The sequence below is a fragment of the Cupriavidus sp. DF5525 genome, from assembly GCF_040149425.2.
Lineage (GTDB): Bacteria > Pseudomonadota > Gammaproteobacteria > Burkholderiales > Burkholderiaceae > Cupriavidus > Cupriavidus pickettii_A.
On record NZ_CP168265.1, the window covers coordinates 3,041,539 to 3,064,825 of the forward strand.

At 67.3% G+C, this 23,287-nt stretch carries 19 protein-coding genes and 1 tRNA gene; 5 read left to right on the forward strand and 15 right to left on the reverse strand.

Features of this window, described 5'->3' with window-relative positions; translation table 11 throughout:
* Window positions 1-55 precede the first annotated feature (55 nt).
* From ABNX08_RS14140 to hrpA, 6 genes are all read right to left on the reverse strand, one after another.
* Window positions 56-880 (reverse strand): molybdopterin-binding protein, encoded by an 825-nt coding sequence (locus tag ABNX08_RS14140; RefSeq protein WP_022535742.1) that lies wholly within the window; start codon window positions 878-880, stop codon window positions 56-58.
* A gap of 12 nt (window positions 881-892) precedes the next feature.
* Entirely contained in the window at window positions 893-1,780 is an 888-nt protein-coding gene (locus ABNX08_RS14145; RefSeq protein ID WP_022535743.1) for an EI24 domain-containing protein, read from the reverse strand.
* Window positions 1,781-1,945: 165 nt separating this feature from the next.
* Window positions 1,946-2,920 carry a sterol desaturase family protein gene (locus tag ABNX08_RS14150; protein WP_022535744.1) on the reverse strand — a complete coding sequence of 325 codons (975 nt, stop codon included), beginning with the start codon at window positions 2,918-2,920 and terminating at the stop codon, window positions 1,946-1,948.
* Window positions 2,920-3,795: a polysaccharide deacetylase family protein gene (locus ABNX08_RS14155; protein ID WP_022535745.1), complete on the reverse strand. Its 876-nt coding sequence runs from the start codon at window positions 3,793-3,795 to the stop codon at window positions 2,920-2,922. Before ABNX08_RS14155 ends, ABNX08_RS14150 begins: the two co-directional genes overlap by 1 nt.
* A 19-nt stretch (window positions 3,796-3,814) precedes the next feature.
* Window positions 3,815-4,801 carry a beta-propeller fold lactonase family protein gene (locus ABNX08_RS14160; protein WP_349604283.1) on the reverse strand — a complete coding sequence of 329 codons (987 nt, stop codon included), beginning with the start codon at window positions 4,799-4,801 and terminating at the stop codon, window positions 3,815-3,817.
* A gap of 143 nt (window positions 4,802-4,944) precedes the next feature.
* Complete coding sequence (gene hrpA, locus ABNX08_RS14165) at window positions 4,945-8,997, reverse strand: ATP-dependent RNA helicase HrpA (protein WP_349604281.1); 4,053 nt, start codon at window positions 8,995-8,997, stop codon at window positions 4,945-4,947.
* 23 nt (window positions 8,998-9,020) lie between these two features.
* Here hrpA and argA point away from each other — a divergent pair, with 23 nt between their 5' ends.
* Complete coding sequence (gene argA / locus ABNX08_RS14170) at window positions 9,021-10,484, forward strand: amino-acid N-acetyltransferase (protein WP_022535748.1); 1,464 nt, start codon at window positions 9,021-9,023, stop codon at window positions 10,482-10,484.
* A gap of 101 nt (window positions 10,485-10,585) precedes the next feature.
* A complete protein-coding gene (locus ABNX08_RS14175) occupies window positions 10,586-10,858 on the forward strand; it encodes an oxidative damage protection protein (protein WP_012353145.1) in 273 nt (90 codons plus the stop codon).
* 69 nt (window positions 10,859-10,927) lie between these two features.
* Here ABNX08_RS14175 and rpiA read toward each other — a convergent pair whose 3' ends face one another.
* Complete coding sequence (gene rpiA / locus ABNX08_RS14180; protein WP_022535749.1) at window positions 10,928-11,614, reverse strand: ribose-5-phosphate isomerase RpiA; 687 nt, start codon at window positions 11,612-11,614, stop codon at window positions 10,928-10,930.
* Window positions 11,615-11,763: 149 nt separating this feature from the next.
* On the opposite strand from rpiA, the gene tal reads away from it, so the two are divergent.
* Window positions 11,764-12,720, forward strand: a complete 957-nt coding sequence (gene tal / locus ABNX08_RS14185) for a transaldolase (protein ID WP_349604279.1) — start codon at window positions 11,764-11,766, stop codon at window positions 12,718-12,720.
* Window positions 12,721-12,753: 33 nt separating this feature from the next.
* On the opposite strand, the gene ABNX08_RS14190 is transcribed toward tal, so the two are convergent.
* The 3 genes from ABNX08_RS14190 to rnr all read right to left on the reverse strand — a co-directional run bounded on the left by ABNX08_RS14190 (window position 12,754) and on the right by rnr (window position 16,957).
* Entirely contained in the window at window positions 12,754-13,521 is a 768-nt protein-coding gene (locus tag ABNX08_RS14190) for an NAD-dependent deacylase (protein WP_022535751.1), read from the reverse strand.
* A 4-nt stretch (window positions 13,522-13,525) separates the two neighbouring features.
* Complete coding sequence (rlmB, locus tag ABNX08_RS14195; protein WP_010809441.1) at window positions 13,526-14,269, reverse strand: 23S rRNA (guanosine(2251)-2'-O)-methyltransferase RlmB; 744 nt, start codon at window positions 14,267-14,269, stop codon at window positions 13,526-13,528.
* A gap of 84 nt (window positions 14,270-14,353) precedes the next feature.
* On the reverse strand, window positions 14,354-16,957 hold the full coding sequence (gene rnr, locus ABNX08_RS14200; protein ID WP_041681096.1) for a ribonuclease R: 2,604 nt from the start codon (window positions 16,955-16,957) through the stop codon (window positions 14,354-14,356).
* 70 nt (window positions 16,958-17,027) lie between these two features.
* Here rnr and ABNX08_RS14205 point away from each other — a divergent pair.
* Both ABNX08_RS14205 and ABNX08_RS14210 read left to right on the forward strand, forming a co-directional pair.
* Window positions 17,028-17,114 (forward strand) — tRNA-Leu (locus ABNX08_RS14205).
* Window positions 17,085-17,456, forward strand: a complete 372-nt coding sequence (locus ABNX08_RS14210) for a hypothetical protein (RefSeq protein ID WP_349604278.1) — start codon at window positions 17,085-17,087, stop codon at window positions 17,454-17,456. Before ABNX08_RS14205 ends, ABNX08_RS14210 begins: the two co-directional genes overlap by 30 nt.
* Before the next feature lie 59 nt (window positions 17,457-17,515).
* Here ABNX08_RS14210 and ABNX08_RS14215 read toward each other — a convergent pair whose 3' ends face one another.
* The 5 genes from ABNX08_RS14215 to hflK all read right to left on the reverse strand — a co-directional run bounded on the left by ABNX08_RS14215 (window position 17,516) and on the right by hflK (window position 23,274).
* A complete protein-coding gene (locus ABNX08_RS14215) occupies window positions 17,516-18,085 on the reverse strand; it encodes a phosphoribosyltransferase (RefSeq protein ID WP_349604277.1) in 570 nt (189 codons plus the stop codon).
* Between the two features lie 123 nt (window positions 18,086-18,208).
* Window positions 18,209-19,549 (reverse strand): adenylosuccinate synthase, encoded by a 1,341-nt coding sequence (locus ABNX08_RS14220; protein WP_349604276.1) that lies wholly within the window; start codon window positions 19,547-19,549, stop codon window positions 18,209-18,211.
* 85 nt (window positions 19,550-19,634) lie between these two features.
* The gene (locus ABNX08_RS14225) at window positions 19,635-20,786 is read right to left on the reverse strand and encodes an ATP phosphoribosyltransferase regulatory subunit (protein WP_022535755.1); all 1,152 of its coding nucleotides are present in this window, start codon (window positions 20,784-20,786) and stop codon (window positions 19,635-19,637) included.
* Between the two features lie 219 nt (window positions 20,787-21,005).
* On the reverse strand, window positions 21,006-21,914 hold the full coding sequence (gene hflC, locus ABNX08_RS14230) for a protease modulator HflC (RefSeq protein WP_022535756.1): 909 nt from the start codon (window positions 21,912-21,914) through the stop codon (window positions 21,006-21,008).
* 10 nt (window positions 21,915-21,924) lie between these two features.
* Window positions 21,925-23,274 (reverse strand): FtsH protease activity modulator HflK, encoded by a 1,350-nt coding sequence (gene hflK / locus ABNX08_RS14235; protein WP_022535757.1) that lies wholly within the window; start codon window positions 23,272-23,274, stop codon window positions 21,925-21,927.
* Between the last annotated feature and the right edge of the window lie 13 nt (window positions 23,275-23,287).

Below are 23,287 nucleotides of genomic sequence, written 5' to 3' on the forward strand. Positions count from 1 at the left end.
AGCCTGGGCTGCCCCTTTGTTTTTACTGCGCAGTGCGCCGTGCCCAGGCCTGCGCCTATGCCTGCGCGGATTCCCGCGCAGGTTGCTCCACCGTTTCGAAGCCCATCGCCTGCACACCCTCGAGCAGCATCGCATAGGCCGGGGCGACCAGCTCGGCCGGGCCCTTGACGCCCAGGTCGATATGCCGGCGCGCGAAGCGGTCACCACGTTGCACGTCGCCCACCGACGGCAGGCTGAACACGCGCACGCCTGGATGCGCCGCCTCGACCTTCTCCATCAGCGGCGTCAGCGTGGACTCGGGCGCCTCGAACACATAGAAGGCGCGCTCCTGCTGCCGCACCTGGTGGAACAGGTGCGCATACTCGTGGTCCAGCACCCACTCCATCATCGGCCACGCCATCACCGGAAAGCCCGGCATGAAGTGGTGATGCGCCACCGAGAAGCCGGGGATGCGGTTGTAGCTGTTGGGGATGATGCGCGCGCCCTCGGGAAACTCGCCCATCTTGAAACGGTGCTGGTTCTCCGGCAGGTTCAGGTCCGCCTTGATCGGGTCGCCGTTGGCAGTCTCGGCGATGCGCAGCGCGATCTGCTCGCGCGCCTCGGGATGCAGCGCCAGCGGCACGCCCAGCGCGGCGGCGGCGCACTGGCGGGTGTGGTCGTCCGGCGTGGCGCCGATGCCGCCGGTGCAGAAGACCACGTCTGAACCAGCGAACGTGCGCCGCAGCGTGGCGGTGATGCGGGCGCGGTCGTCGCCGACATACTCCGCCCAGTCCAGCGCCAGGCCGCGCGCGCCCAGCAGTTCGATGGTACGGCGCAGGTGCTTGTCTTCGCGCCGCCCCGACAGAATCTCGTCGCCAATGACGATCAGGCCAAAACCCATATTGCCCTCGCTTCAGGAATTTTCGATGCGGCGCACGTCCGACGGCGCCAGGTCGATCACATCGCCGCCCGGCGCCGGGCCGGCCGCCTGCGGGGCCGGTACCGCGGCACGCTCGGCACGCAGTTGCGCCAGCGCGCGCAGGCAGAAGTGGCCGAACCACAGCGCCGAGAAGATAAAGATCAGCACGTAGAGCCACAGCGTGCCGGCCAGCACGAACGGGAACAGGAAGATCACCGCCGCCGACGACACCCACAGCAGCGTCGGCGCCGAGCCCAGCAGGCCCACCGCCACGCCGATCACCAGCAGCGGCGTGCGGTGGCGGCGCACCAGCGTCTTGCGCTCTTCGGCACTGGCATGGTCGGCGAGCGCGTCATAGGTCATCACGCGGTAGGTCAGCCAGCCCCACAGCACCGGCGGGATCAGCGCAAAGAATGGCGGGATCAGCCACAGCGGCAGCGTCACCACCACCAGCAACAGGAAGACGACGGTGCTGCCGAGCGAGTGCAACACGCTGCCGAGCACACTGCCGCCATGGGACTTGCTCAGATCGGGATAGCCGCGCTCGAGATGACGCACTACCGCCGGCACCGAGAACACGCCGATAAACATCAGCATGGAGGCAATCACCAGCGGGACCGCCAGCGCCGCGACAAACAGCGGCGCCACCACGGCCCGCATCGACTGCAGGCCGAACCAGTCCAGCACGCTGTAGATCCAGCTGGTCAGGATGGAGGTTTCGAGGAAGCCGCGCGTGGCGGTCATGATGGGGTCCCAGCCCCACCACAGGAGGCCGCCCCACAGCAGCGTGGCCAGGACGAAAGGCAGCACGGTCAGCATCAGCATGCGGGGATGCAACTGGCTGACGAGGGCGCGGCCAAACGAGCGGAAAATATCGTTCATGCAGTCGATGGCAAACAGGAGGAAAGGCGCCGGGCGCGGCGGAAGTCCGTATGGAAGTCCAGATGTGCCGGACCGGCGGCGACCCGGAACACTAGCATACGCCACTTGCCGCCGCGGCGCGCCATCGGGCGCCGCGGGTGGAGGAATGCCTCGAAACCGCCCGCTTCAGCGCAGCCGCAGCAGGCGCTTGATGCCGTACCACTGGTGGGCCAGGAAGCCCGCGCCGTAGTCGTGGCCCTTGCCCACCGGTGGTGGCAGCTGATCGCGGATGCCGGTCGGGTGGTAGGTCTCGGTGAACACCGCAGTGCCGAACAGCATGTCCCACCACGGGAAGATCACGCCGAAGTTGCAGCCGCCCAGGCGCGTCGGGGCGCCGTTTGCTTCATGCCCGATACCTACCGCGTGGTGGGTGCGGTGAAAGCGCGGCGAAATCAGCAGGCGCTCGCCGAGCGCACCGAAATGCAGCCGCACGTTGGCATGCTGCAGGCTCTGCAGCAGCTGCGACAGCGCCACCAGCAGCACATACTGCGACGGCTCCACGCCAACGCCCAGCGCCACCAGCGCGAACACGAAGTCGCGCAGCATGTCGTCGAGCAGGTGGTTGCGGTTGTCGCTCCATAGCGTCATCTGGCGCTGGCTGTGGTGCACCGCGTGCAGGTGCCACCACCAGCGAAACGTGTGCGACAGTCGGTGGTACCAGTAGTCGAGCAGGTCGAACAGCAGCAGGTAGACGTAGAAGCTGACCAGCGGCACCGAGGTCACGCCCGGCCACCAGTCTTCGACGTTGATGCGGTGCCAGCCCATCAGCCGCACGTGGCCTTCGATGGCGTCGGTCAGCGGCGCCAGCAGGAAGAACATGGCCAGCCGGAACAGCCCCAGCCGATGGATCACCGTATAGAACATGTCGGTGCGGATCGCGGCGCGGTCGGCCACCGGCTCGACCGGGCGCCACTTCTCCAGCGGGCCCAGGATCAGCGCCATCACGACAAGCTGCACCAGCCCCACCAGCAGCCATTCCGTGCCGGTGAAGGCCTCCTCGGCATAGCGGCCAAACCCGAGGTCGTAGACCACGGGCAGCACCACGCCCTGGAACAGCGCGCCTTCGACCAGGCCGATCCAACCGTTGAGCGTCTCCCACATTACCGCCTGCCCTCCTGTTGTCCGTTGGCCTTCGCCGTGCTTGCCGCGTGGCGGGCAATCCAGTCACGGTAGGCCGGATGCTCGCGCAGCGTCGCGAAGCAGAAGCCCTTGCGCTCCAGGCCGGCGAGCAGCGGCTCCAGCACGCCGGGCGCCCAGGGGTCCTTGCGCGACCAGATGCCCAGGTGCGCCATGGTGATGTCGCCGTCGCGCAGGTTGGCCAGCGCGCGCTCGAGCAGCACCGCATTGGGATACCGGTCCGACGCCAGCTCATCGCCCAGAAAACCCGGCGGTGCCCAGCCGACGTGGCGGAAGCCGCACTGCTCGCCCCACTGCAGCGTCTGCGGTGCGGTGCGCCCGCCCGGAGCGCGCCACAGCGGCACCATGTCGGCGCCGGTCATGCCGCGAAAGGCCTCGGCGCTGCGGCGCAACTCGCGGCAGAAGCCGGCGGCGTCCATCGCCATGTCCTTGCCCGCCTGCGCGCCGAACTGCGGCCGCATGGTCACCTGCCCAGCGCGCACGCCGCGCAGGTAGACGTGGTCGAAAGTATGTGTGCCGAAGGCGTGGCCATCCGCCACCAGCGCCTTCCAGTACGGCGCCCAGGACGAATCGAGCGAGCTGTCCTGGCGCACCGTGGGCTCGTTGGCCAGGAAGAAGGTGGCGCGGATATGGTGGCGGCGCAGCGTGTCGGCGATCAACTGCGCCTGGCTCATGCTGCCGGTATCGAAGGTCAGGTACAGCGTGCCGGCCGGGCAGGACTTTGCTGCAGGCTGGCCGGCGTCGGCCGCCTGCAGCGCGGACGGCAACGCGCAGGCGAGCGCCAGCGCGGCCAGGATCTTCCTGAGCCGCCCGGATCGCGAAGCCTTGGTGTCGCGCATGGTTCCTGCCCTGCCTCGTTCAATACAGCGGCGCGCGCGTGCGGAAATAGATACCGTGCGGCGAGCGCCCGACGCGCACGGTCTTGACCAGCTTGCGATTTGCCACGTCGATCAGGCCGACCGAGCGCGCCCAGCGGAAGGTGACCCACAGCGTCTTGCCGTCGGCGGTCAGTTCCATGTCGTCCGGGCCTGGCGGCAGGCCGGTGATATCGCCTATCTTGGTCAGCGTCTGCTGGTCGATGATGCTGATGCTGCCGGTCACGCGGTTGCTCAGGAACAGGTGGCGCTTGTCGCCCACGGCGCGGAAGTTGTGCGCGCCCTTGCCGGTCTGGATCTGCTTGACCACGGTGCGGGTGCGCCAGTCGATCACGGCCACATAATCCGCGCCAGTCATGCCGACCAGTAGGTATTTCTGGTCCGGCGTGACCCAGATGCCCGCCGGCGCCGAGCCGGTCTCCATGCGCCACATCACGTTCTGCGTGACCAGGTCGATGGCGACCACCTCGTTGGAATCCTGCAGCGTAATAAAGGCGATGCGGCTGTCAGTGGTAAAGGCGATATGGCTGGGGGTTTTGGCCAGCGGAAACTGCTTGGCCAGCTTCAGCGCCTTGCCGTCCCAGCGATACAGGTCGACCCGGTCGAGCCGGTTGCCGGTGGCGACGAACCACTTCTGGTCCGGCGAAAAGCCGATCTGGTACGGGTCGTCGATATTCGGCACGCGCTGCTGAACCTTGCCGCTGACCGGATCCAGGAACACCAGGTCATTGCCGACCGCATTGGCGACGATCAGCGATTTGTCGTCCGGCGTCGCGATCAGATGGTGCGGCTCCTTGCCGATCGGGAAGGTGTCGAGAACCTTCTGCGAATCCTTGTCGATCAGCGTGACCGTTGCATCACCCGAATTGAGGATCACCACCACTTCCGCCGATGCCGGTGCGGCCAGCAGGCCCAGCGCCAGGGCGCCCACCGTGATCCCACCAGCCACAACACGACGCAATGCGAACATAAGACCCGCTAAGAGAATACCGAACCGGCGATTCTAACGTTTGGGCGCGGCAATCCGCTGACGTCCCGGCTGACGACAGACAAGAATTCAGCAGAATGTTGCGCCGGCACGACCAACGGCCGCTCACAGCGGCTCCCGGCTGCTCAGCGCTGCATCGATTCCCACACTTTCTGCAGCCGCTTGACCGACATCGGCACTGGGGTGCGCAGCTCCTGGGCGAACAGCGCGATGCGCAGCTCCTCCAGCATCCAGCGGAATTCCTCCAGCCGCGCATCCTCGCCGCCCCGGCCCTGGGTGCGGAGCTGTTTTTCCGCCCGCTGCCACTGCTGCACCAGCGGCGCCATCTCCTGCACGCGCTGGCTGTCGCGCCCCGGGTCACCCTTGAGCTTGTCCACGCGCATGGCGATGCCCTTCAGGTAGCGCGGGAAATGAACCAGCTGCATGTATGGGTTCTCGTCGATAAAGCGCTTGCCCATCAGCCGGCCAATCTGGCTTTCCATGTCTGCGTAGGCCGCGGGGAACGGCTTGGCCTGCAGCAGCTTGCGCGGCAGGCTGGCGTATTCGGCAAGGATGGCGCCCACCAGCCGCGCGATTTCCTGAGCCAGCAGCGACAGCCGGGTGCGCCCTTCGTCCTTGCGGGCATTGAACTCGGCCTCGTTGCGCGGCAGCGGCGCCTGCAGGCAGGCACGTTCCAGCGCCAGCATGACGATCTGGTCGCGCAGCATTTCCTGCGTGCCCAGCGTCATGTACTGCATCGCCATCTGCTGCAGGCCCGGGATGTTCTTCTCGATGAACTTGACCTGCTCGCGCAGCTGCAGCGCGAACAGCCGGCGCAGCCCCAGGTAGTGGATGCGGGCCGCTTCCTGCGGGTCGTCGAAGACTTCCACGTCGCAGTGTGTGCTGCGGTCGACCAGTGCCGGGTAGCCGAACAGGGTCTGGCTGCCCTTGCGGATCTCCAGCAGCTCGGGCAGTTCGCCGAAGCTCCAGCCGGTCAGGTTCTCATACTTGCCAGGCTCGGCCGCGGCCAGCGGCGCCGCCTGGTCCGGGGACTGGGTGGCCGCCTGTGCCGCCGCTTGTGCCGCGACCCGCTGGAACGATTGCTGCGCCTGCCCGCCCAGCTCGCCACGGAGCTGGGCCAGATTGCGGCCCATATCAAGCTGGCGGCCGTGCTCGTCGATCACCTTGAAGTTCATCGAGTGGTGCGCGGGCAGCGTTTCCAGCTTGAAATCGGCGCGCTTGACCATGGTGCCAGTCTGCTCGCGGATATCGGCAATCAGCACGTCGAGCAACTCGCCCTCGCCGAACGGCTGGCGCGCGACAAACCCCGCTGCGTACTCCGGCAGCGGCACGCAGTGGCGGCGCAGCTTCTGCGGCAGCGACTTGAGCAGCAGGTGCACCTTCTCCTTGATCATGCCCGGCACCAGCCAGTCGGCGCGCTCCTGCCGCACCTGGTTGAGCGCGTACAGCGGCACGGTCAGCGTCACGCCGTCGCGGTGGCTGCCCGGCTCGAAGTGGTAAGTCAGCCCCATGTCGACCCCGGCCACGTTCATGGCCTTGGGGAACAGATCGGTGGTGATGCCGGCCGCCTCGTGCCGCATCAGCTCGTCGCGGTTCAGGTAGAGCAGCTTGCGGTCTTTGGCGCTTTCGGCCTGGTACCACTGCTCGAAGGTGGCCTGCTGGTTGATATCCGCCGGGATCGCGCCATCGTAGAAGGCGTAGATCAGCTCGTCGTCGACGAGCACGTCCTGGCGGCGCGACTTGTGCTCCAGGTTCTCGATCTCGCGCACCAGGCGCTGGTTATGGGCGTAGAACGGCAGGCGCGTGTCGAACTCGCCCTCGACCAGCGCGCGGCGGATAAAGAGCTCGCGTGCTTCCTTCGGGTTCATCGGCCCGTAGTGGACGCGGCGATGCTGATAGACCACCAGACCGTACAGCGTGGCGCGTTCCAGCGCCAGCACCTGGCCGGCCTTCTTTTCCCAGTGCGGGTCGCTCCAGCTCACCTTGAGCAGGTGGCCGCCGATTTGCTCGAGCCACTCGGGCTCGATGCGCGCGAGGGTGCGCGCGAACAGCCTGCTGGTTTCGACCAGCTCGGCGGCCACGATCCAGCGCCCCACCTTGCGCGCGATCAGCGAGCCCGGCCACAGGTGGAACTTGATGCCGCGCGCGCCCAGGTATTCGCGGCCCTTGCCGTCACCGTCCTCGATGCGGCAGCCGACGTTCCCGAGCAAACCCGTCAGCAGGGCCTTGTGGACCTGCTCGTAGGTGGGCTCGCTGTCGTTCAGCCGCCAGCCTTGCTCCGTGACCGTGGTCAGCAACTGCGAATGGACATCGCGCCACTCGCGCAGGCGCAGGTGCGACAGGAAGTTGGCCCGGCACTGGTCCTGCAGCTGGCGGTTGGACTTCTTGTGCGCGACCGCGTCCTCGAACCACTTCCACAGCTTGACCCAGCCCAGGAACTCGGACTTCTCGTCCATGAACTTGCGATGCGCCTGGTCGGCGGCTTCCTGCGCTTCCTGCGGGCGGTCGCGCGGGTCCTGCACCGATAGTGCGCTGGCGATGATCAGCACCTCGCGCAGGCAATGGTGCTCGCGCGCCGCGAGAATCATGCGCGCAACGCGCGGGTCCAGCGGCAGCTTGGCCAGCTGGCGGCCGGTGCCGGTGAGCTGATTGGCGTCGTCGACCGCGCCCAGTTCCTGCAAGAGCTGGTAGCCGTCGGCGACGGCGCGGCCCAGCGGTGGCTCGATAAACGGGAACGCCTCGATATCGGTCAGCCGTAGCGCCTTCATGCGCAGGATCACCGCGGCCAGCGACGAGCGCAGGATCTCTGGATCGGTGAAGCGCGGCCGACCGGCGAAATCGGTCTCTTCATACAGCCGGATGCACACGCCGTTGGCCACGCGACCGCAACGGCCGGCGCGCTGGTTGGCGGCGGCCTGCGAGATCGCCTCGACCTGCAGTTGCTCGACCTTGTTGCGGTAGGAGTAGCGCTTGACGCGCGCCAGCCCGGTATCGACCACGTAGCGGATGCCCGGCACCGTCAGCGAGGTTTCGGCGACATTGGTCGCCAGCACGATGCGGCGTGCGTTCGACGGCTTGAACACCCGCTCCTGCTCCTGCACCGACAGCCGCGCGAACAGCGGCAGGATTTCGGTATGCGGCGGATGGTGCTTGCGCAGCGCCTCGGCGGCTTCGCGGATCTCGCGCTCGCCGGGCAGGAACACCAGCACATCGCCGGGGCCCACGCGGCACAGTTCGTCCACGGCCTCGACGATGCCGTCGTAGAGGTCGCGCTCGCGTGCCTGAGCATTGCGCGGCACGCCACCGGGAGGCACGTCCTCGGTGATCGGGCGGTAGCGGACTTCCACGGGGTACAGCCGGCCGCTGACCTCGATCACCGGCGCCGGCTTGCCGTTCGATGCGAAATGCCCGGCAAAGCGCTGCGCATCGATCGTCGCCGACGTGATGATCACCTTCAGGTCCGGCCGCTTCGGCAGGATCTGGCGCAGGTAGCCGATCAGGAAGTCGATGTTCAGGCTGCGCTCGTGCGCCTCGTCGATGATGAGGGTGTCGTACGCGCGCAGCAGCGGATCGTTCTGGGTTTCGGCCAGCAAAATGCCATCGGTCATCAGCTTGACCGACGCGCCCGACGACATGGTGTCGTTGAAGCGCACCTGATAGCCCACATGCTCGCCCAGCGGCGTGCCGAGTTCCTGCGCGATGCGCTTGGCCGTCGAGGTGGCAGCGATACGCCGGGGCTGCGTGTGGCCGATCAGCCCCCCACCCTCGCGACCCGGGCCACGCCCGATCGACAGGCAGATCTTGGGGAGCTGCGTGGTCTTGCCCGAGCCGGTCTCGCCCGACACGATCACCACCTGGCTGGCCAGCAGCGCCGCGGCGATCTCGTCGCGGCGGGCCGAGACCGGCAGGGCCTCGGGGAAGGTAATCGGCGGCAACGGGTTGACGGGCCGCGGCGGCCGCGGCGGCCGCGCCTCGCGGGGCCCGCGCGGCTGGCGCTGGCCGGGCTCGCCGGCTGGACGGCCGGCGGCGGGTTCGGGACGGCCGGCTGGCTGTTTTGCCGGCCCCCTGGCCTGATCTCTGGCCGGCCGGGACTGGGCTGGGGACGCGGACTGGCCGACACCGGCGCTCTGGCGCGGGGAGGCGGGCTTGGGGGGCTGGACTGGACGTTGCTCTGACATTGGCCGGGATTATAATCCGCGGCATGAACGCCAGAACCGACGCGCCCCAGCCGGCGCCCTCCTCTTCCGCACCGGGGGAGCCGCCCGCCACGGCCGAACTGCCCCTGCCCGCCCCGGCCTCCGCCGTGCCCGCCACCGCACCGGTGGTCGCCAGCGCCGACGCCATCGACCGCAGCGGCCCCGACCACCAGCAGTTCGTCGACTGGCTGCGCATGGTGGCACCGTACATCCACGCCTTCCGCGGCAAGACGTTCGTGATCGCATTCGCGGGCGAACTGGTCAAGTCGGGCGTGCTCAATGCGCTGGTCAACGACGTCGCGCTGCTGCACGCGATGGGCATGCAGATCGTGCTGGTGCACGGCTCGCGCCCGCAGGTGGAGGAGCAACTGGCGCTGCGCCAGGTCGAGTCGCAATTCGTCGACGGCGTGCGCATCACCGACAACGCCGCGCTCGAATGCGCCAAGGAAGCCGCCGGCGAACTGCGCCTGGACATCGAGGCCGCCTTCAGCCAGGGCCTGCCCAATACGCCGATGGCCGGCGCCCAGCTCTCGGTGATTTCCGGCAACTTCGTCACCGCGCGCCCGGTCGGCATCGTCAACGGCACCGACTACCAGCACACCGGCCTGGTGCGCAAGATCGACGCCGAGTCGGTGCGCATGTCGCTGTCGCACGGCAAGGTGGTGCTGCTGTCGCCGCTGGGCTTCTCGCCCACCGGCCAGGCCTTCAACCTGTCGATGGAAGACGTGGCCAGCGCCACCGCCACGGCGATGAAGGCCGACAAGCTGATTTTTATCACCGAGGTGCCGGGCGTGCCCGACCCGGTCGGCAAGCTGATGCAGGAAATGTCGCTGCGCACCGCGGTCGAGCGCCTGCAGAACAACCACCTGCCGCCGGATGTGGCCAACTACCTGCAGCACCTGGTCAAGGCGCTCAAGGGCGGCGTGCCGCGCGCGCACCTGATCCCCTACTCGCTCGACGGCTCGGTGCTGCTGGAGCTGTTCCTGCATGACGGTGTCGGCACCATGCTGTCCGACACCGACCTGGAAAGCCTGCGCGAAGCCACGCTCGACGACGTCGGCGGCATCGTGCAGCTGATCGAGCCGCTGGAGCAGGACGGCACGCTGGTGCCGCGCGGACGCCACCTGATCGAGCGCGATATCGGCAACTTCTCGGTGATCGAGCACGACGGCGTGCTGTTCGGCTGCGCCGCGCTGTACGACTACCCGCGCGAGAACATGGGCGAGATGGCCTGCCTGACCGTATCGCAGGAAGCCCAGGGCACCGGCGATGGCGAGCGCCTGCTCAAGCGCATCGAGCGCCGCGCCCGCGCGCTCGGCCTGGAAAAGCTGTTCGTGCTCACCACCCGCACCGAGCACTGGTTCCTCAAGCGCGGCTTCGTGCACGCCAACGTCGACGACCTGCCCGAGGACAAGCGCAAGCTCTACAACTGGCAGCGCAAGTCGATGGTGCTGATGAAAAAGCTGTAACGCCGTAGGGGCAATCGCCGCCGCGCCGCGCCCGGCCGCCCCGCTTGGCTACAATAGCGCCAGCGCCTCAGCAAAGTCTAACGAACGTACAAGGAGTCCCCATGGCCCGCACGGTCCATTGCATCAAGCTGAACAAGGAAGCCGAAGGCCTCGACTTCCCGCCGCTGCCCGGCGAACTGGGCAAGAAGATCTGGCAAAGCGTGTCGAAGGAAGCCTGGGCCGGCTGGCTCAAGCACCAGACCATGCTGATCAACGAGAACCGCCTGAACATGGCCGACGCCCGCGCGCGCCAGTACCTGCTCAAGCAGACCGAGAAGTACTTCTTCGGCGAAGGTGCCGACCAGGCGCAGGGCTACGTGCCGCCACAGTCCTGAACTGGACCGCCGGCAATGACAAAGGGGTGCCTCAGGCACCCCTTTTTGCTGTGTAGCGGACGACTGCGTTCAGTAGTTGGTACGCTGCACGCCGTCGCCGGTACCCAGCAGCAGCACATCCGCGCCTCGCAGCGCGAACAGGCCCACCGTGACCACGCCCGGCACCTGGTTGATGGCCGACTCCAGGCCACGCGGGTCGTCGATCTTCAGCCCGGCCACATCCAGGATCACATTGCCGTTGTCGGTCTTGTAGATGCCACCTTCCTTGGTCATGCGCAGGCGCGGCTGGCCGCCCAGGGCCTGCAGCTTGCGCGCGACCGCGGCACGTGCCATCGGAATCACCTCGACCGGCAGCGGGAACGTGCCCATGGTCTGGACCAGCTTGCTGCCGTCGGCGATGCAGACGAAGCGCTTTGCCACCGAGGCCACGATCTTTTCGCGCGTGAGCGCGCCACCGCCGCCCTTGATCATGGCGCCGCTGGCGTCGATCTCGTCGGCGCCGTCGACGTACACGGGAATCTCATCCACTTCATTCAGGTCAAGCACCTTGAAGCCGTGCTGCTGCAGGCGGCGCGTGGAAGCCTCGGAGCTCGACACCGCACCCGCGAAACGCTCCTTGAACGCCGCCACGGCGTCAATGAAGAGGTTCGCGGTGGAGCCGGTGCCCACGCCGAGCACGGCGCCTTCGGGAACTTCCTGCTTCACGTAGTCGGCGGCGGCTTGCGCCACCAGCGCCTTGAGTTCATCCTGAGTCATGACAACAGCCAGATTGCGTTGGGGGGAAAACGCACAGTGTAGCGGATTGCGGCGGCATGGCTCGCGGGCGACGGTACAATGGACCAGACCCGGGCAGCCTGTACGCCCCTCGGATGCCCGCAGACAATTCAGCCCACGACATAGCGACCATGAACCAGCTCGAACAACTCAAGCAGTTCACCACGGTGGTGGCCGATACCGGCGACTTCCAGCTGATGAAGCAATACACCCCGAAGGACGCGACCACCAATCCGTCGCTGATCCTGAAGGCGGTGCAGAAACCCGAATACCGGCACCTGCTGGAGCAGGCCGTGCGGGACCACCACGGCAACGGCGGCGTGGATGCGGTGATGGACGAAGTGCTGATCGCCTTCGGCTGCGAGATCCTGGCGATCGTGCCCGGACGCGTGTCGACCGAGGTCGATGCGCGCCTGTCGTTCAATACCGAAGCCACCGTGGCCAAGGCGCGCCACCTGATCCAGCTCTACGAGCAGCGCGGCATCGCGCGCGAGCGCGTGCTGATCAAGATCGCCTCCACCTGGGAAGGCATCCGCGCGGCCGAGATCCTGCAGCGCGACGGCATCCGCTGCAATATGACGCTGCTGTTCTCGCTGGTGCAGGCGGTGGCCTGCGCCGAGGCCGGCGCGCAGCTGATCTCGCCCTTCGTCGGCCGCATCTTCGACTGGTACAAGAAGCAGGCCGGCGAGCAGTGGGACCCGGTCGCCAACGGCGGCGACAACGACCCGGGCGTGCGCTCGGTGCGCCAGATCTACGACTACTACAAGAAGTTCGGGTACCCGACCGAGGTGATGGGCGCAAGCTTCCGCAGCACCGCGCAGATCCTGTCGCTGGCCGGCTGCGACCTGCTGACCATCAGCCCGGAGCTGCTCGAGCAACTGGCCGCCGGCCAGGGCCCGGTCGAGCACAAGCTGTCGGTGGACCAGGCGCAGGCCGCCAATATCGCCCGCATTGCGGCCGACGAGCCGTCCTTCCGCTGGCAGCTCAATGAAGATGCGATGGCCACCGAGAAGCTGGCCGAAGGCATCCGCCTGTTCGCGGCGGATGCGGTCAAGCTGGAAAAGCTGATCGGGGAGATCGCTAAGTAAGGGAAGTCCGGGCGCCCCCGCCCGGACCCAGGCTCAGCCGGCCGAGGGTGCCGGTTGCGACCACAGCAGAGGCAGGCATTCCCCTGCCGCTGCCGTCAGCAAGAGATCCGCGGTCTGGTCCAGCGCCGACGGCTGTGGATTCACCACGATCACCGGCGCGCCATGCTCGCTGGCCACACCCGGCAAACCCGCCGCCGGATACACCAGCCCCGAGGTGCCGACCACCAGGCACAGGTCGCAGGTCTGCGCCGCGTGCTCGGCGCGGTAGCGGGCCACGCGCGGCAGGTCTTCCCCAAACCACACCACACCCGGGCGCATCAGTGCGCCGCAGAGGTCGCAGCGCGGCGGCATGCCCGGCAGCGCGGTGGCCTCGTTGCAGCGCCCGCATCCGTCCAGCCACTTGTTGGCGAACAGGTTGCCGTGCAGCTCGATCACGTGTTCGCTGCCGGCGCGCTGGTGCAGGCCGTCAACGTTCTGGGTCACCAGCGTGACCCGCTTCTGCGCGGCCAGCGCCACCAGCGCGTGGTGCGCCGGATTGGGCTGCACGGCCGCGACCAGGTCGCGCCGGTGCAGGTACCACTCCCACACCAGTGCAGGCTGGCGGCGGTAGGCGCCTTCGCTCGCGAGCTCTTCCGGGTCGAACTGCTCCCACAGGCCGGTCATGGCATCGCGGAAGGTCGGCACGCCGGACTCGGCCGAAATGCCGGCGCCGGTCAGCACGAAGATATTGTTCGCGCCGGCGATCAGCCGGCGCGCTTCCTCAAGTCCCGGCTGAGCGGAGATATGGGAATCGCCTGCCATGCGTTCAGCGCGGCAGCCGCCGCTGGCGCACCGCCTCGTACAGGCACACGCCGCTGGCCACCGAGACGTTCAGGCTTTCCACGCCACCCGCCATCGGGATGCCGACCAGCTCGTCGCACGTCTCGCGCGTCAGGCGGCGCATGCCCTCGCCTTCTGCGCCCATCACGATCGCGGTCGGGCCCTTGAAGTCGATGTCGTACAGCGATTTCTCGGTGCCGTCGGCGGTACCGATCACCCAGATGCCGCGCTCCTGCAGTTCGCGCAGCGTGCGCGCCAGGTTGGTCACGGTGATATAGGGCACGGTCTCGGCCGCGCCGCTGGCGACCTTGGCCACGGTGGCATTGAGGCCGACGCTGCGGTCCTTGGGTGCGATCACGGCGTGCGCGCCGGCGCCATCGGCCACGCGCAGGCAGGCGCCCAGGTTGTGCGGATCGGTGACGCCGTCTAGCACCAGCAGCAGCGGCGTGCCCTCGATGCCGTCGAGCAGTTCATCCAGGTTCAGCGCCAGCGCCACGTCTTCGGCGCGCGCCACCACGCCCTGGTGGCGGTCGGTGCCGGCCATGCCGCGCAGGCGCTCGGCATCGACGGGATGCAGGCGCACGCCCAGGCTCTCGGCCAGGCGGACGAAGTCCTGCATGCGCCGGTCGCGGCGGGCGGATTCGATATAGACGTCGGTCACGCCTTTTGCGTCTTGGCGCAGGCGTGCGGTCACGGCGTGAAAGCCGATCAGGAGTTTGTTTTTGGCCATGGGCGCGATTGTACTCGCCCCGGCCCGCACCGCCGCGCAAGGTGCGGCTGTGGGGGGCGGCGGCCATTGCGGCCGCCGCAGGCTTCAGCGCTTGCGCGGGGTGCGCGAGGTCTTGGCGGCCGACTTGCCCGCCGGCTTGGCCGATCGCGACTTAGAGGCCGGCTTGCGCGGTTTTTCCAGGTGCGAGGGCTTGGGCTTGGCGGCGCGCTTGGCCGGCTTGCCGCCGGTCTTGACGTGCGGCTTGAGCGGTGTGATCACGGCCTCGAACACCGGCTGCTCTTCGATCACGCGGTCCAGCGTCTCGTCGAACGATTCCTCCGGCTTGGACGAACCGCCCAGCAGTGCCGCCAGCTGGCGGCCCTTCTTGCGCGCCGGCACCGCATGGGCGGCCGGTACGCGCGGCTGAGTTTCAGTGCCCGGAACGCGGGCACGCAGGGTTTTCGCCGAGGGCTCCTGCACCAGGCGGAAATCGATCTTGCGTGCATCCAGGTCCACACGCGACACCTGCACGCGCACGCGGTCGGTCAGGCGGTAGCGGATGCCGGTGCGTTCGCCGCGCAGTTCGTTGCGGGCCTCGTCGTACTGGAAGTAATCGCTGCCCAGTTCGGTGACGTGGACCAGGCCTTCGACATACAGCTCGTCGAGCTGCACGAAGATGCCGAACGAGGTCACGGCGCTGATCGTGCCGGCGAAGTCACTGCCGAGCTTGTCGCGCATGAAGTAGCACTTGAGCCAGGCCTCGACATCGCGTGAGGCCTCGTCGGCACGGCGCTCGTTGGCCGAGCAGTGCAGGCCGAGCTCGTCCCAGATCGCCTCATTGCGCTTGGCGCGCGCCGCCGTCAATTCGGCCTTCTGCTCGGCGTCCTTGGCCTGCAGCTTGCGCGCCTTGGGCGAGATCGCCGTATTCAGTTCGGTGCCGTGGGCAAAGGCCGGCTGGTACTTGGTATGCGCCAGCACTGCCTTGATCGCGCGGTGCACCAGCAGGTCCGGATAGCGGCGGATCGGGCTGGTGAAGTGCGCATAGGCTTCATACGACAGGCCGAAGTGGCCGATATTGTCCGGGCTGTAGACCGCCTGCTGCATCGAGCGCAGCAGCATGGTCTGCAGCATCGGCGCGTCGGGGCGGGACTTGATCTTGTCCATCACCTCGGCGTAGTCCGAGGCCTGCGGCTTGTCGCCGCCGCCGAGCGACAGGCCGGCGGTGCGCAGGAACTCGCGCAGGTTCTTCAGCTTTTCTTCGCTGGGGCCGGCGTGGATCCGGTACAGCGCCGGGTGCTTGAAGCGTTCGAGGAAGTCGGCCGCGCACACGTTGGCGGTCAGCATGCATTCCTCGATCAGCCGGTGCGCGTCGTTGCGCGTGCGCGGCAGGATCTGCTCGATCTTGCCCTGCGCGTTGCAAACGATATAGGTCTCGGTGGTATCGAAGTCGATCGCGCCGCGCGCGCGCCGCGCCTTGAGCAGTACCTGGAACAGCTCGTACAGGTTCTGCAGGTGCGGTACCAGTTCGCTGCGCTTGTGCGCCTCGGGGCCCTTGGTGTTGGACAAGACCGACCAGACCTCGTTGTAGGTCAGGCGTGCAGTCGAGTGCATCACGGCCGGATAGAACTGATAGCCCTTGATTTCGCCCTTGGCGGTGATCACCGTATCGCACACCATGCACAGCCGGTCCACGGCGGGGTTGAGCGAGCACAGGCCATTGGACAGCTTCTCCGGCAGCATCGGTATCACCCGCCGCGGGAAGTAGACCGAGGTGGCACGATCCAGCGCATCGGCATCCAGCGGCGTCCCAGGGCGCACGTAGTGCGACACGTCGGCGATCGCCACGATCAGGCGCCAGCCCTTGGCGCGGCCTATCCTGACCGGCTCGCAGTAGACCGCGTCGTCGAAGTCGCGCGCGTCTTCGCCGTCGATGGTCACCAGCGGGATATCGCGCAGGTCGATGCGGTGGTCCAGGTCGGCCTGGCGCACCTCGTCGGGCAGCGCGGCGGCTTCCTGGGCGGCTGCGGGCGAGAACGCATGCGGCACGCCGTACTTGCGCACTGCGATCTCGATCTCCATGCCGGGATCGTCGATGTCGCCCAGCACTTCCACCACGCGGCCCACCGGCTGCACGTAGCGGTCGGGGTACTCGATCAGCTCGACGCTGACCACCTGCCCCACGCGCGCCTTGCCCTGGGCCTTGGGCGGGATCAGGATGTCCTGGCTGATGCGCTTGTCCTCGGGCGCCACCACCAGCACGCCGCCCTCGCTGAGCAGGCGGCCGATGACGAAGCGGTTGGCGCGCTCGATGATCTCGACGATCTGCCCTTCGGGCCGGCCGCGGCGGTCGTAGCCCACCACGCGCACCTGCGCGCGGTCATTGTGCATGGCCTTCTGCAGTTCGCGTTCGGGCAGGAAGATATCGTCCTCGCCGTCGTCGCGGATCAGGAAGCCGAAGCCGTCGCGGTGGCCTTGCACCCGGCCGGTGACGAAGTTCGGCTGGTGGGCCAGCTCATAGCGGCCCTTGCGGTTCAGTTCGATCTGGCCGTCGCGTTCCATCGCCGCCAGGCGCTTCTGGAAGCCGTCATGCTCCTTGCGCGTGACTGCCAGGGACTTGGCGATATCGCCGGCCGACAGAGGGGATCCCGAGGTTCTCAGCACGCCCAGGATTTCTTCCCGGCTGGGGATCGGATAGCTGTTCTGATTCAATTTTTTCTGGAAACTATTTGACAAAATTCTCGCGCTCCCTATAATGAGCGCTTCGGTTGTTTCGACACCTGCCCAGGTGGCGGAATTGGTAGACGCACTAGGTTCAGGTCCTAGCGGTGGCAACACTGTGGAGGTTCGAGTCCTCTCCTGGGCACCAGATCACCGGAAAACCCGCAGCGCTTTCAAGCCCTGCGGGTTTTTTGTTTTTGACGCTTGGTTCGCGTACCAGATCCGGCAACTTGCACTCCTTGCTTGGCGGCACTGCGTGCCGCGGTGTCATACCTGTGAGCGTAAGGGGTTTTTCCCGTCCGCGAAACCGCGCACCGTACCCCGCGCGGCAGCCGAACCACAACGGAACGGCAATGTCGAGGAGTGTAACAGCTTCAGTGGCGATTCCGGCATTCCGGCCAGGATCTCGATGGCGGACTATGCCATCGCGATGCCCGACGAGATCGAGAAGCTGGCGCAATCGCACCAGCGTTTCACGGTCGGCTACTGAAGCCTTCCGGTGCCGTGCCCCGGGCAGAGCGCCACGGGCATGGCAAGTGGCGGCGTCGTTCAGTCGCGCGCGCCGTCGTCCAGCAGGCTGGCGCGCTTGCCGCGCTTGAGCCAGGCGGCCAGGTTGTGCGGGCGCAGCGTGTCGTACTCTTCGAACGGCTGGTGGATCCAGGGGTTCGACTCCAGGAAGGTCACGTGGTAGTCCGGCTCGACCTTAGAGCACGCCTTGTACCACAGCACCGCCGAGCGCACCTCGGTCACCGCCGGGTAGCGTTCCTTCAGGTGGCGGCCCACGCGCTCGAGCGTGATGCCCGAATCCACCAGGTCGTCGACCAGCAGGATCTTGCCGGTCAGTTCGCCGCGGGTCATGGTGATGTACTGCGCGATATCCAGGTCGCCCTGCTGCGTGCCGGCAGCCTCGCGGTAGCTGCTGGTGGCCAGAATGGCCAGCGGCACGTCGAAGATGCGCGACATCTGATCGCCCACGCGCAGCCCGCCGCGCGCCAGGCACAGGATCTTGTCGAACTTCCAGCCCGACTCATGCACGTTCAGCGACAGGCGTGCGATCAGGCGATGGTATTCGTCCCAGGACACCCACAGGTTCTCGTCATCGTTCGTAGGCAGGTTCATGGCTTTACTCTTTGTATCTTCGCGGTCGGTTGACCGATGTGGCTCGGCCCGCTTGCGCGGGCCGATTGTCTGTAGCAGTTCGCGGCGCTCATGGCGCCACGCCTTGCGTATTACGTTGCCAGGTCAGGCCTTGTACGGGTGACGCAGCAGGATGGTCTCGTCGCGGTCCGGGCCGGTCGAGATCATGTCGATCGGGATGCCGACCACTTCTTCCACGCGCTTCAGGTAGACGCGGGCCGCCTCGGGGAGCGCGTCCCACTCCTTCACGCCGAAAGTCGATTCGTTCCAGCCGGGGAATTCCTCGTACACCGGCTCGCAGCGCGCGACGGCGTCAGAGCCGCGCGGCAGGATGTCGACGGTCTTGCCGTCCAGCGCGTAGCCGACGCACAGCTTGATGCTTTCCAGGCCGTCGAGCACGTCCAGCTTGGTCATGCACAGGCCCGACACGCCGTTGATCTGCACCGAACGCTTGAGCGCGGCGGCATCGAGCCAGCCGGTGCGGCGCGGACGGCCCGTGACCGAGCCGAATTCCTTGCCGATATTGGCCAGGCGCACGCCAACCGGATCCTGACGCGACGGGTTGTCGTTGTCGTACAGCTCGCTGGGGAACGGGCCCGCGCCCACGCGCGTGCAATAGGCCTTGGTGATGCCCAGGATGTAATTCAGGCGGCCCGGGCCGACGCCGGCACCCGCGGCGGCCGCACCGGCCACGCAGTTGCTCGAGGTCACGTACGGATAGGTGCCGTGGTCCACGTCCAGCAGCGTGCCTTGCGCGCCTTCGAACATCAGGTTGCCGCCGGCGGCGTTGACCGCGTACAGCTCGGCCGACACGTCGGCCACCATCGGCGCCAGGCGCGGCGCATAGGCCAGCGCCTCGTCCAGCGTCTGCTGGAAGTCCACGGCTTCGGCGCCCAGGTACTGGGTCAGCATGAAGTTGTGAAGGTCGAGGTTTTCGCGCAGGCGTTCGGCGAACTGCTTGGGATCGAACAGGTCCTGCACGCGCAGCGCGCGGCGGGCGACCTTGTCTTCATAGGCCGGGCCGATGCCGCGGCCGGTGGTGCCGATCTTGGCTGCGCCACGGCGGGCTTCGCGCGCCTTGTCGATGGCGACGTGGTACGGCAGGATCAGCGTTGCCGCTTCCGAGATGCGCAGGCGGCTCTGCACCTGCAGACCGGCGGCTTCGAGTTCTTCGATTTCACGGAACAGTGCTTCGGGCGACAGCACCACACCGTTGCCGATGTAGCAGACCGTGCCGTCGCGCATGATGCCCGAGGGGATCAGGCGCAGAATGGTCTTCTTGCCGCCGATGATCAGGGTGTGGCCAGCGTTGTGGCCGCCCTGAAACCTCACCACGCCCTTTGCCTGGTCGGTAAGCCAATCGACGATTTTTCCTTTGCCTTCGTCACCCCACTGGGTGCCGATCACGACGACATTGCGTCCCTGGCCTACTGCGGATGCGGACATATTGCTTTGGTCAATAGGTTAAAAACGTATTCTACTCTTGTTGCCGGGCGATTCCCGATTTTTGGGCTGCCCTGACCCCAGTGCGTCAGCGCGGCACCACGGCCCAGCCGTCGTCCTGGCGTACCAGTTGCCGGTCGCAGTTGAACTCGTCCAGCTCGTGGGTATGGCCGGGCAGTGACTGGATCACGATCTCGCCTGCGGCACGCAGCGTGGAAATGGCGGCACGCAGTGCCGGATCCGCATCCCAGGGCGCGAAAATCGCCTGCGCACGCACTTCCACGGGCGACAAGGCCGCCACTTCGCGCAGATCCAGCGAAAAACCGGTCGCGGGCCGTGCGCGGCCGAAGGCCTCGCCCACCTTGTCATAGCGGCCGCCCCGCGCAACGTAATTGGGCAGGCCCGCCACGTAGGCCGCGAACATCACTCCGCTGTGATAGTGATAGCCGCGCAAATCCGACAGGTCGATGTTGACGCTGGCGCCGCGCACCTGCACCGCCAGCGCGGCCAGCTCGTCCAGCGCGCGACCGATGGCGGGGCTGGCCGGCAGCGTCGCGCGGGCGCGGTCCAGCACGTCCACGCCGCCATAGAGCGTCGGCAGCGCCAGCAGCGCATCGCGCTCGGTCTGCGGCAGGCCCACGGTCAGCTCGCGCAGCGCGGGCACATCCTTGGTTTCGAGCGCGGCAAAGAGCGCGTCCTCGATCTTGCGAATCGACGGCAGTCCGGCCAGCAGTGCCTCCAGGATGCCGGCGTGGCACAGGTCGATGCGGATCTCCGACAGCCCGGCCGCCTGCAGCGCGGCCAGCATCAGTTCCTGGATCTCGACGTCGGCTTCCAGGCCGGCATGGCCATAGATCTCGGCACCGATCTGGATCGGCTCGCGTGTTGCATGGAAGCCCGCCGGGCGCGCGTGCAGCACGTTGCCGGCGTAGCACAGGCGGGTCACGCCGGGGCGATTCAGCAGGTGGGCGTCAATGCGCGCGACCTGCGGCGTGATATCGGCACGCAGGCCCATGGTGCGGCCCGACAGCTGGTCGACCAGCTTGAGCGTGCGCAAGTCCAGGTCATGGCCGGTGCCAGTCAGCAACGACTCCAGGTATTCCAGCATCGGCGGCATCACCAGCTCATAGCCGTAGGTGCGGAACAGGTCCAGCATGCGGCGGCGCAGTTCCTCGATCTTGCGCGCTTCCGACGGCAGCACGTCGGCAATGTTTTCTGGCAGCAGCCAATGGTTGGACATGGTGAATCTCTTCTCGGTCATTCGGTTGGTCCCGCGGGCGCAGCGCCCTCGGGTGCCGGGCCTCGCCCGGGATCATTGTTGCCGCGGTCGTTGCGGTCGTTGCGCCCTCCGCGCGACCGCGCCATCACTCCACGGCGATGGGTTCCATGAGGGCTCCAGCCGGACAAAACCCCGGCAAGCCGGGGTTTCGTCTTTCCGCCACACGGACCAGCGAGTGCGCTAGCGCTTGGCTCCGGACCCGCCGGAGGCGCCCGCCGCGGCACCACCGCTGGAACGCATATAGCGGAAGAAGTCAGAGTTGGGCTCCAGCACCAGTACGTCGCGCTTGTCGCGGAAGGTGTTGCGGTAGGCCTCCATGCTGCGCCAGAACTGCGCGAACTGCGGATCGCGGCCGAACGCGTCGGCATAGATCTGCGAAGCCTTGGCATCGCCCTCGCCCTTGATCACCTGCGCGTCGCGATAGGCCTCGGCCAGCACCACTTCGCGCTGGCGGTCGGCATCGGCGCGGATCTTCTCGCCCTCGGCGGCGCCGGTGGAACGCAGCTCGTTGGCCACGCGCTTGCGCTCGGCTTCCATGCGGCGGTACACCGATTCGCTGATCGCGGGCAGCAGGTCGACGCGCTTGAGGCGCACGTCCAGGATCTCCACGCCCACCGACTTGGCGTATTCGCTCATGGCGTTGCGGATGGCCTGCATCACCTGCTCGCGCTCGCCGGCGACCACGTCGGCCACGGTGCGCTTGCCGAACTCCTCGCGCGCCACGGAGTCGATCCGCTGCGTCATGCGGTCCTGCGCGCCGCGGACGTTGCCACCGAAGGCGACGAAGAACTTGCGCGGATCGGTGATGCGCCATTTGACGAACCAGTCCACCACCATGCTCTTCTTCTCGGCGGTCAGGAAACGCTCGCTGGCGGCCCCGTCGATGGTCTGCAGGCGGCGGTCCATGAACACCACGTTCTGGAACGGCGGCGGCAGCTTGAAGTGCAGGCCGGGCTCGCGCACCACCTGCTTGATCTCGCCGAAGGCGAACACCACGGCGTACTGGCGCTGGTCGACCACGAACAGCATGGACGAGGCCACGGCCAGCAGGATGAAAAAGCCGATCGTGAAGGAAATCAGTCGGTTCATGACGGTCTCCTCAGCGCGAGTCGCGGTCGCGGTTGCGCAGCGCCTCGCGCGACCGGGTGTCCGGCGAGGCGTCCGGCGCGGGCGCCGGCGTTCCGGCGGCGCCCGGCGTTGCCGGCGTGCCGGGCTGGCCCTGCGCCATCAGCTTGTCCAGCGGCAGGTAGAGGAGGTTGTTGCCCTGGCGCGCATCCACCAGCACCTTGGTCGAATTGGTGTAGATCTGCTGCATGGTTTCGAGATAGATGCGGTCGCGGGTCACCTGCGGCGCCTTGGCGTATTCGGACTGCACTGAGCGGAAGCGTGAGGCATCGCCCTGAGCCTGCGCCACCACGCGCGAGCGGTAGGCTTCGGACTCTTCCTTCAGGCGGGCGGCCGCACCCTTGGCGCGCGGGATGATGTCATTGGCATAGGCCTGGCCTTCACTGATGGCGCGCTCGCGGTCCTGGCTGGCCTTGTTGACGTCATCGAACGCGGCCTGCACCTGCTCGGGCGGCTGCACGCTCTGCACGTTCACGGAAAGCACGCGGATGCCGGTCTTGTACGCCGACAGGATCGCCTGGATCGACTTGGCCAGCCCCTGCGCGATCTCCTCACGGCTCTCGTACAGCACCGCGTCCATCTTGTTGCGGCCGACGATCTCGCGCACTGAAGTCTCGGCGGCCTGCGTCACCAGTTCCTCGTCGCCGCCGCGGTCGGTCTTGTTGAAGAACAGGAATTCGGTGGCATCCTGAATCACGTACTGCACGGTGAAGCGCACGTCGATGATGTTCTCGTCCTGCGTCAGCATCGACGAGTCCTTCAGGTTGCTGTCCTTGATCGACGTGGAGCGGCCCACCTCGACCGAACGCACCGCCGACAGGTTGACGATCTCGGCCGCCTGGACCGGCCAGGGCAGGCGCCAGTTGATGCCGGGGCCGGCGGAGTACTTGAACTTGCCGAACTGCAGGATCACCGCGGTCTGGCCTTCCTGCACCATGAAGAAGCCGCTGGCGAGCCAGATCCCGACCACCGCGGCGACGATCACGCCGACACCCACGCCCGAGCTCTTGCCGGGGGTGCGCGGGCCGCCAAAGCCCTGGTTGCCGCCGCCGCCGTTTTCCTTGCGGCCCAGCAGGCCGTTCAGGCGGCGATTGAAGTCGCGCCACAACTCGTCAAGGTCGGGCGGGCCGCCGTCCTGCTGCGGGCGCTGGTTCTGCTGACGGTTGTCGTCGCGGCCATCCTTCTTGTCATCGTCGTCCCCGTTCCGACCCCAGCGCGGATCGTTCAGCGAGAAGATGGCGCGCAGGCGCTGCCAGCCCGCGCGCAGCGCGGGGCGGCTGCCTGGTGTCAGGCTCGAGTCGGCATTCCGGGGAAACTGGGGCATGAAGTGCACGGGT

Bases quoted from the DNA above. Each gene is read 5' to 3' on its own strand.
- ABNX08_RS14140 (WP_022535742.1), bottom strand. From the start codon at position 880: ATGGGTTTTGGCCTGATCGTCATTGGCGACGAGATTCTGTCGGGGCGG.
- ABNX08_RS14145 (WP_022535743.1), bottom strand. From the start codon at position 1,780: ATGAACGATATTTTCCGCTCGTTTGGCCGCGCCCTCGTCAGCCAGTTG.
- ABNX08_RS14150 (WP_022535744.1), bottom strand. From the start codon at position 2,920: ATGTGGGAGACGCTCAACGGTTGGATCGGCCTGGTCGAAGGCGCGCTG.
- ABNX08_RS14155 (WP_022535745.1), bottom strand. From the start codon at position 3,795: ATGCGCGACACCAAGGCTTCGCGATCCGGGCGGCTCAGGAAGATCCTG.
- ABNX08_RS14160 (WP_349604283.1), bottom strand. From the start codon at position 4,801: ATGTTCGCATTGCGTCGTGTTGTGGCTGGTGGGATCACGGTGGGCGCC.
- hrpA (WP_349604281.1), bottom strand. From the start codon at position 8,997: ATGTCAGAGCAACGTCCAGTCCAGCCCCCCAAGCCCGCCTCCCCGCGC.
- argA (WP_022535748.1), top strand. From the start codon at position 9,021: ATGAACGCCAGAACCGACGCGCCCCAGCCGGCGCCCTCCTCTTCCGCA.
- ABNX08_RS14175 (WP_012353145.1), top strand. From the start codon at position 10,586: ATGGCCCGCACGGTCCATTGCATCAAGCTGAACAAGGAAGCCGAAGGC.
- rpiA (WP_022535749.1), bottom strand. From the start codon at position 11,614: ATGACTCAGGATGAACTCAAGGCGCTGGTGGCGCAAGCCGCCGCCGAC.
- tal (WP_349604279.1), top strand. From the start codon at position 11,764: ATGAACCAGCTCGAACAACTCAAGCAGTTCACCACGGTGGTGGCCGAT.
- ABNX08_RS14190 (WP_022535751.1), bottom strand. From the start codon at position 13,521: ATGGCAGGCGATTCCCATATCTCCGCTCAGCCGGGACTTGAGGAAGCG.
- rlmB (WP_010809441.1), bottom strand. From the start codon at position 14,269: ATGGCCAAAAACAAACTCCTGATCGGCTTTCACGCCGTGACCGCACGC.
- ABNX08_RS14215 (WP_349604277.1), bottom strand. From the start codon at position 18,085: ATGAACCTGCCTACGAACGATGACGAGAACCTGTGGGTGTCCTGGGAC.
- ABNX08_RS14220 (WP_349604276.1), bottom strand. From the start codon at position 19,549: ATGTCCGCATCCGCAGTAGGCCAGGGACGCAATGTCGTCGTGATCGGC.
- ABNX08_RS14225 (WP_022535755.1), bottom strand. From the start codon at position 20,786: ATGTCCAACCATTGGCTGCTGCCAGAAAACATTGCCGACGTGCTGCCG.
- hflC (WP_022535756.1), bottom strand. From the start codon at position 21,914: ATGAACCGACTGATTTCCTTCACGATCGGCTTTTTCATCCTGCTGGCC.
- hflK (WP_022535757.1), bottom strand. From the start codon at position 23,274: ATGCCCCAGTTTCCCCGGAATGCCGACTCGAGCCTGACACCAGGCAGC.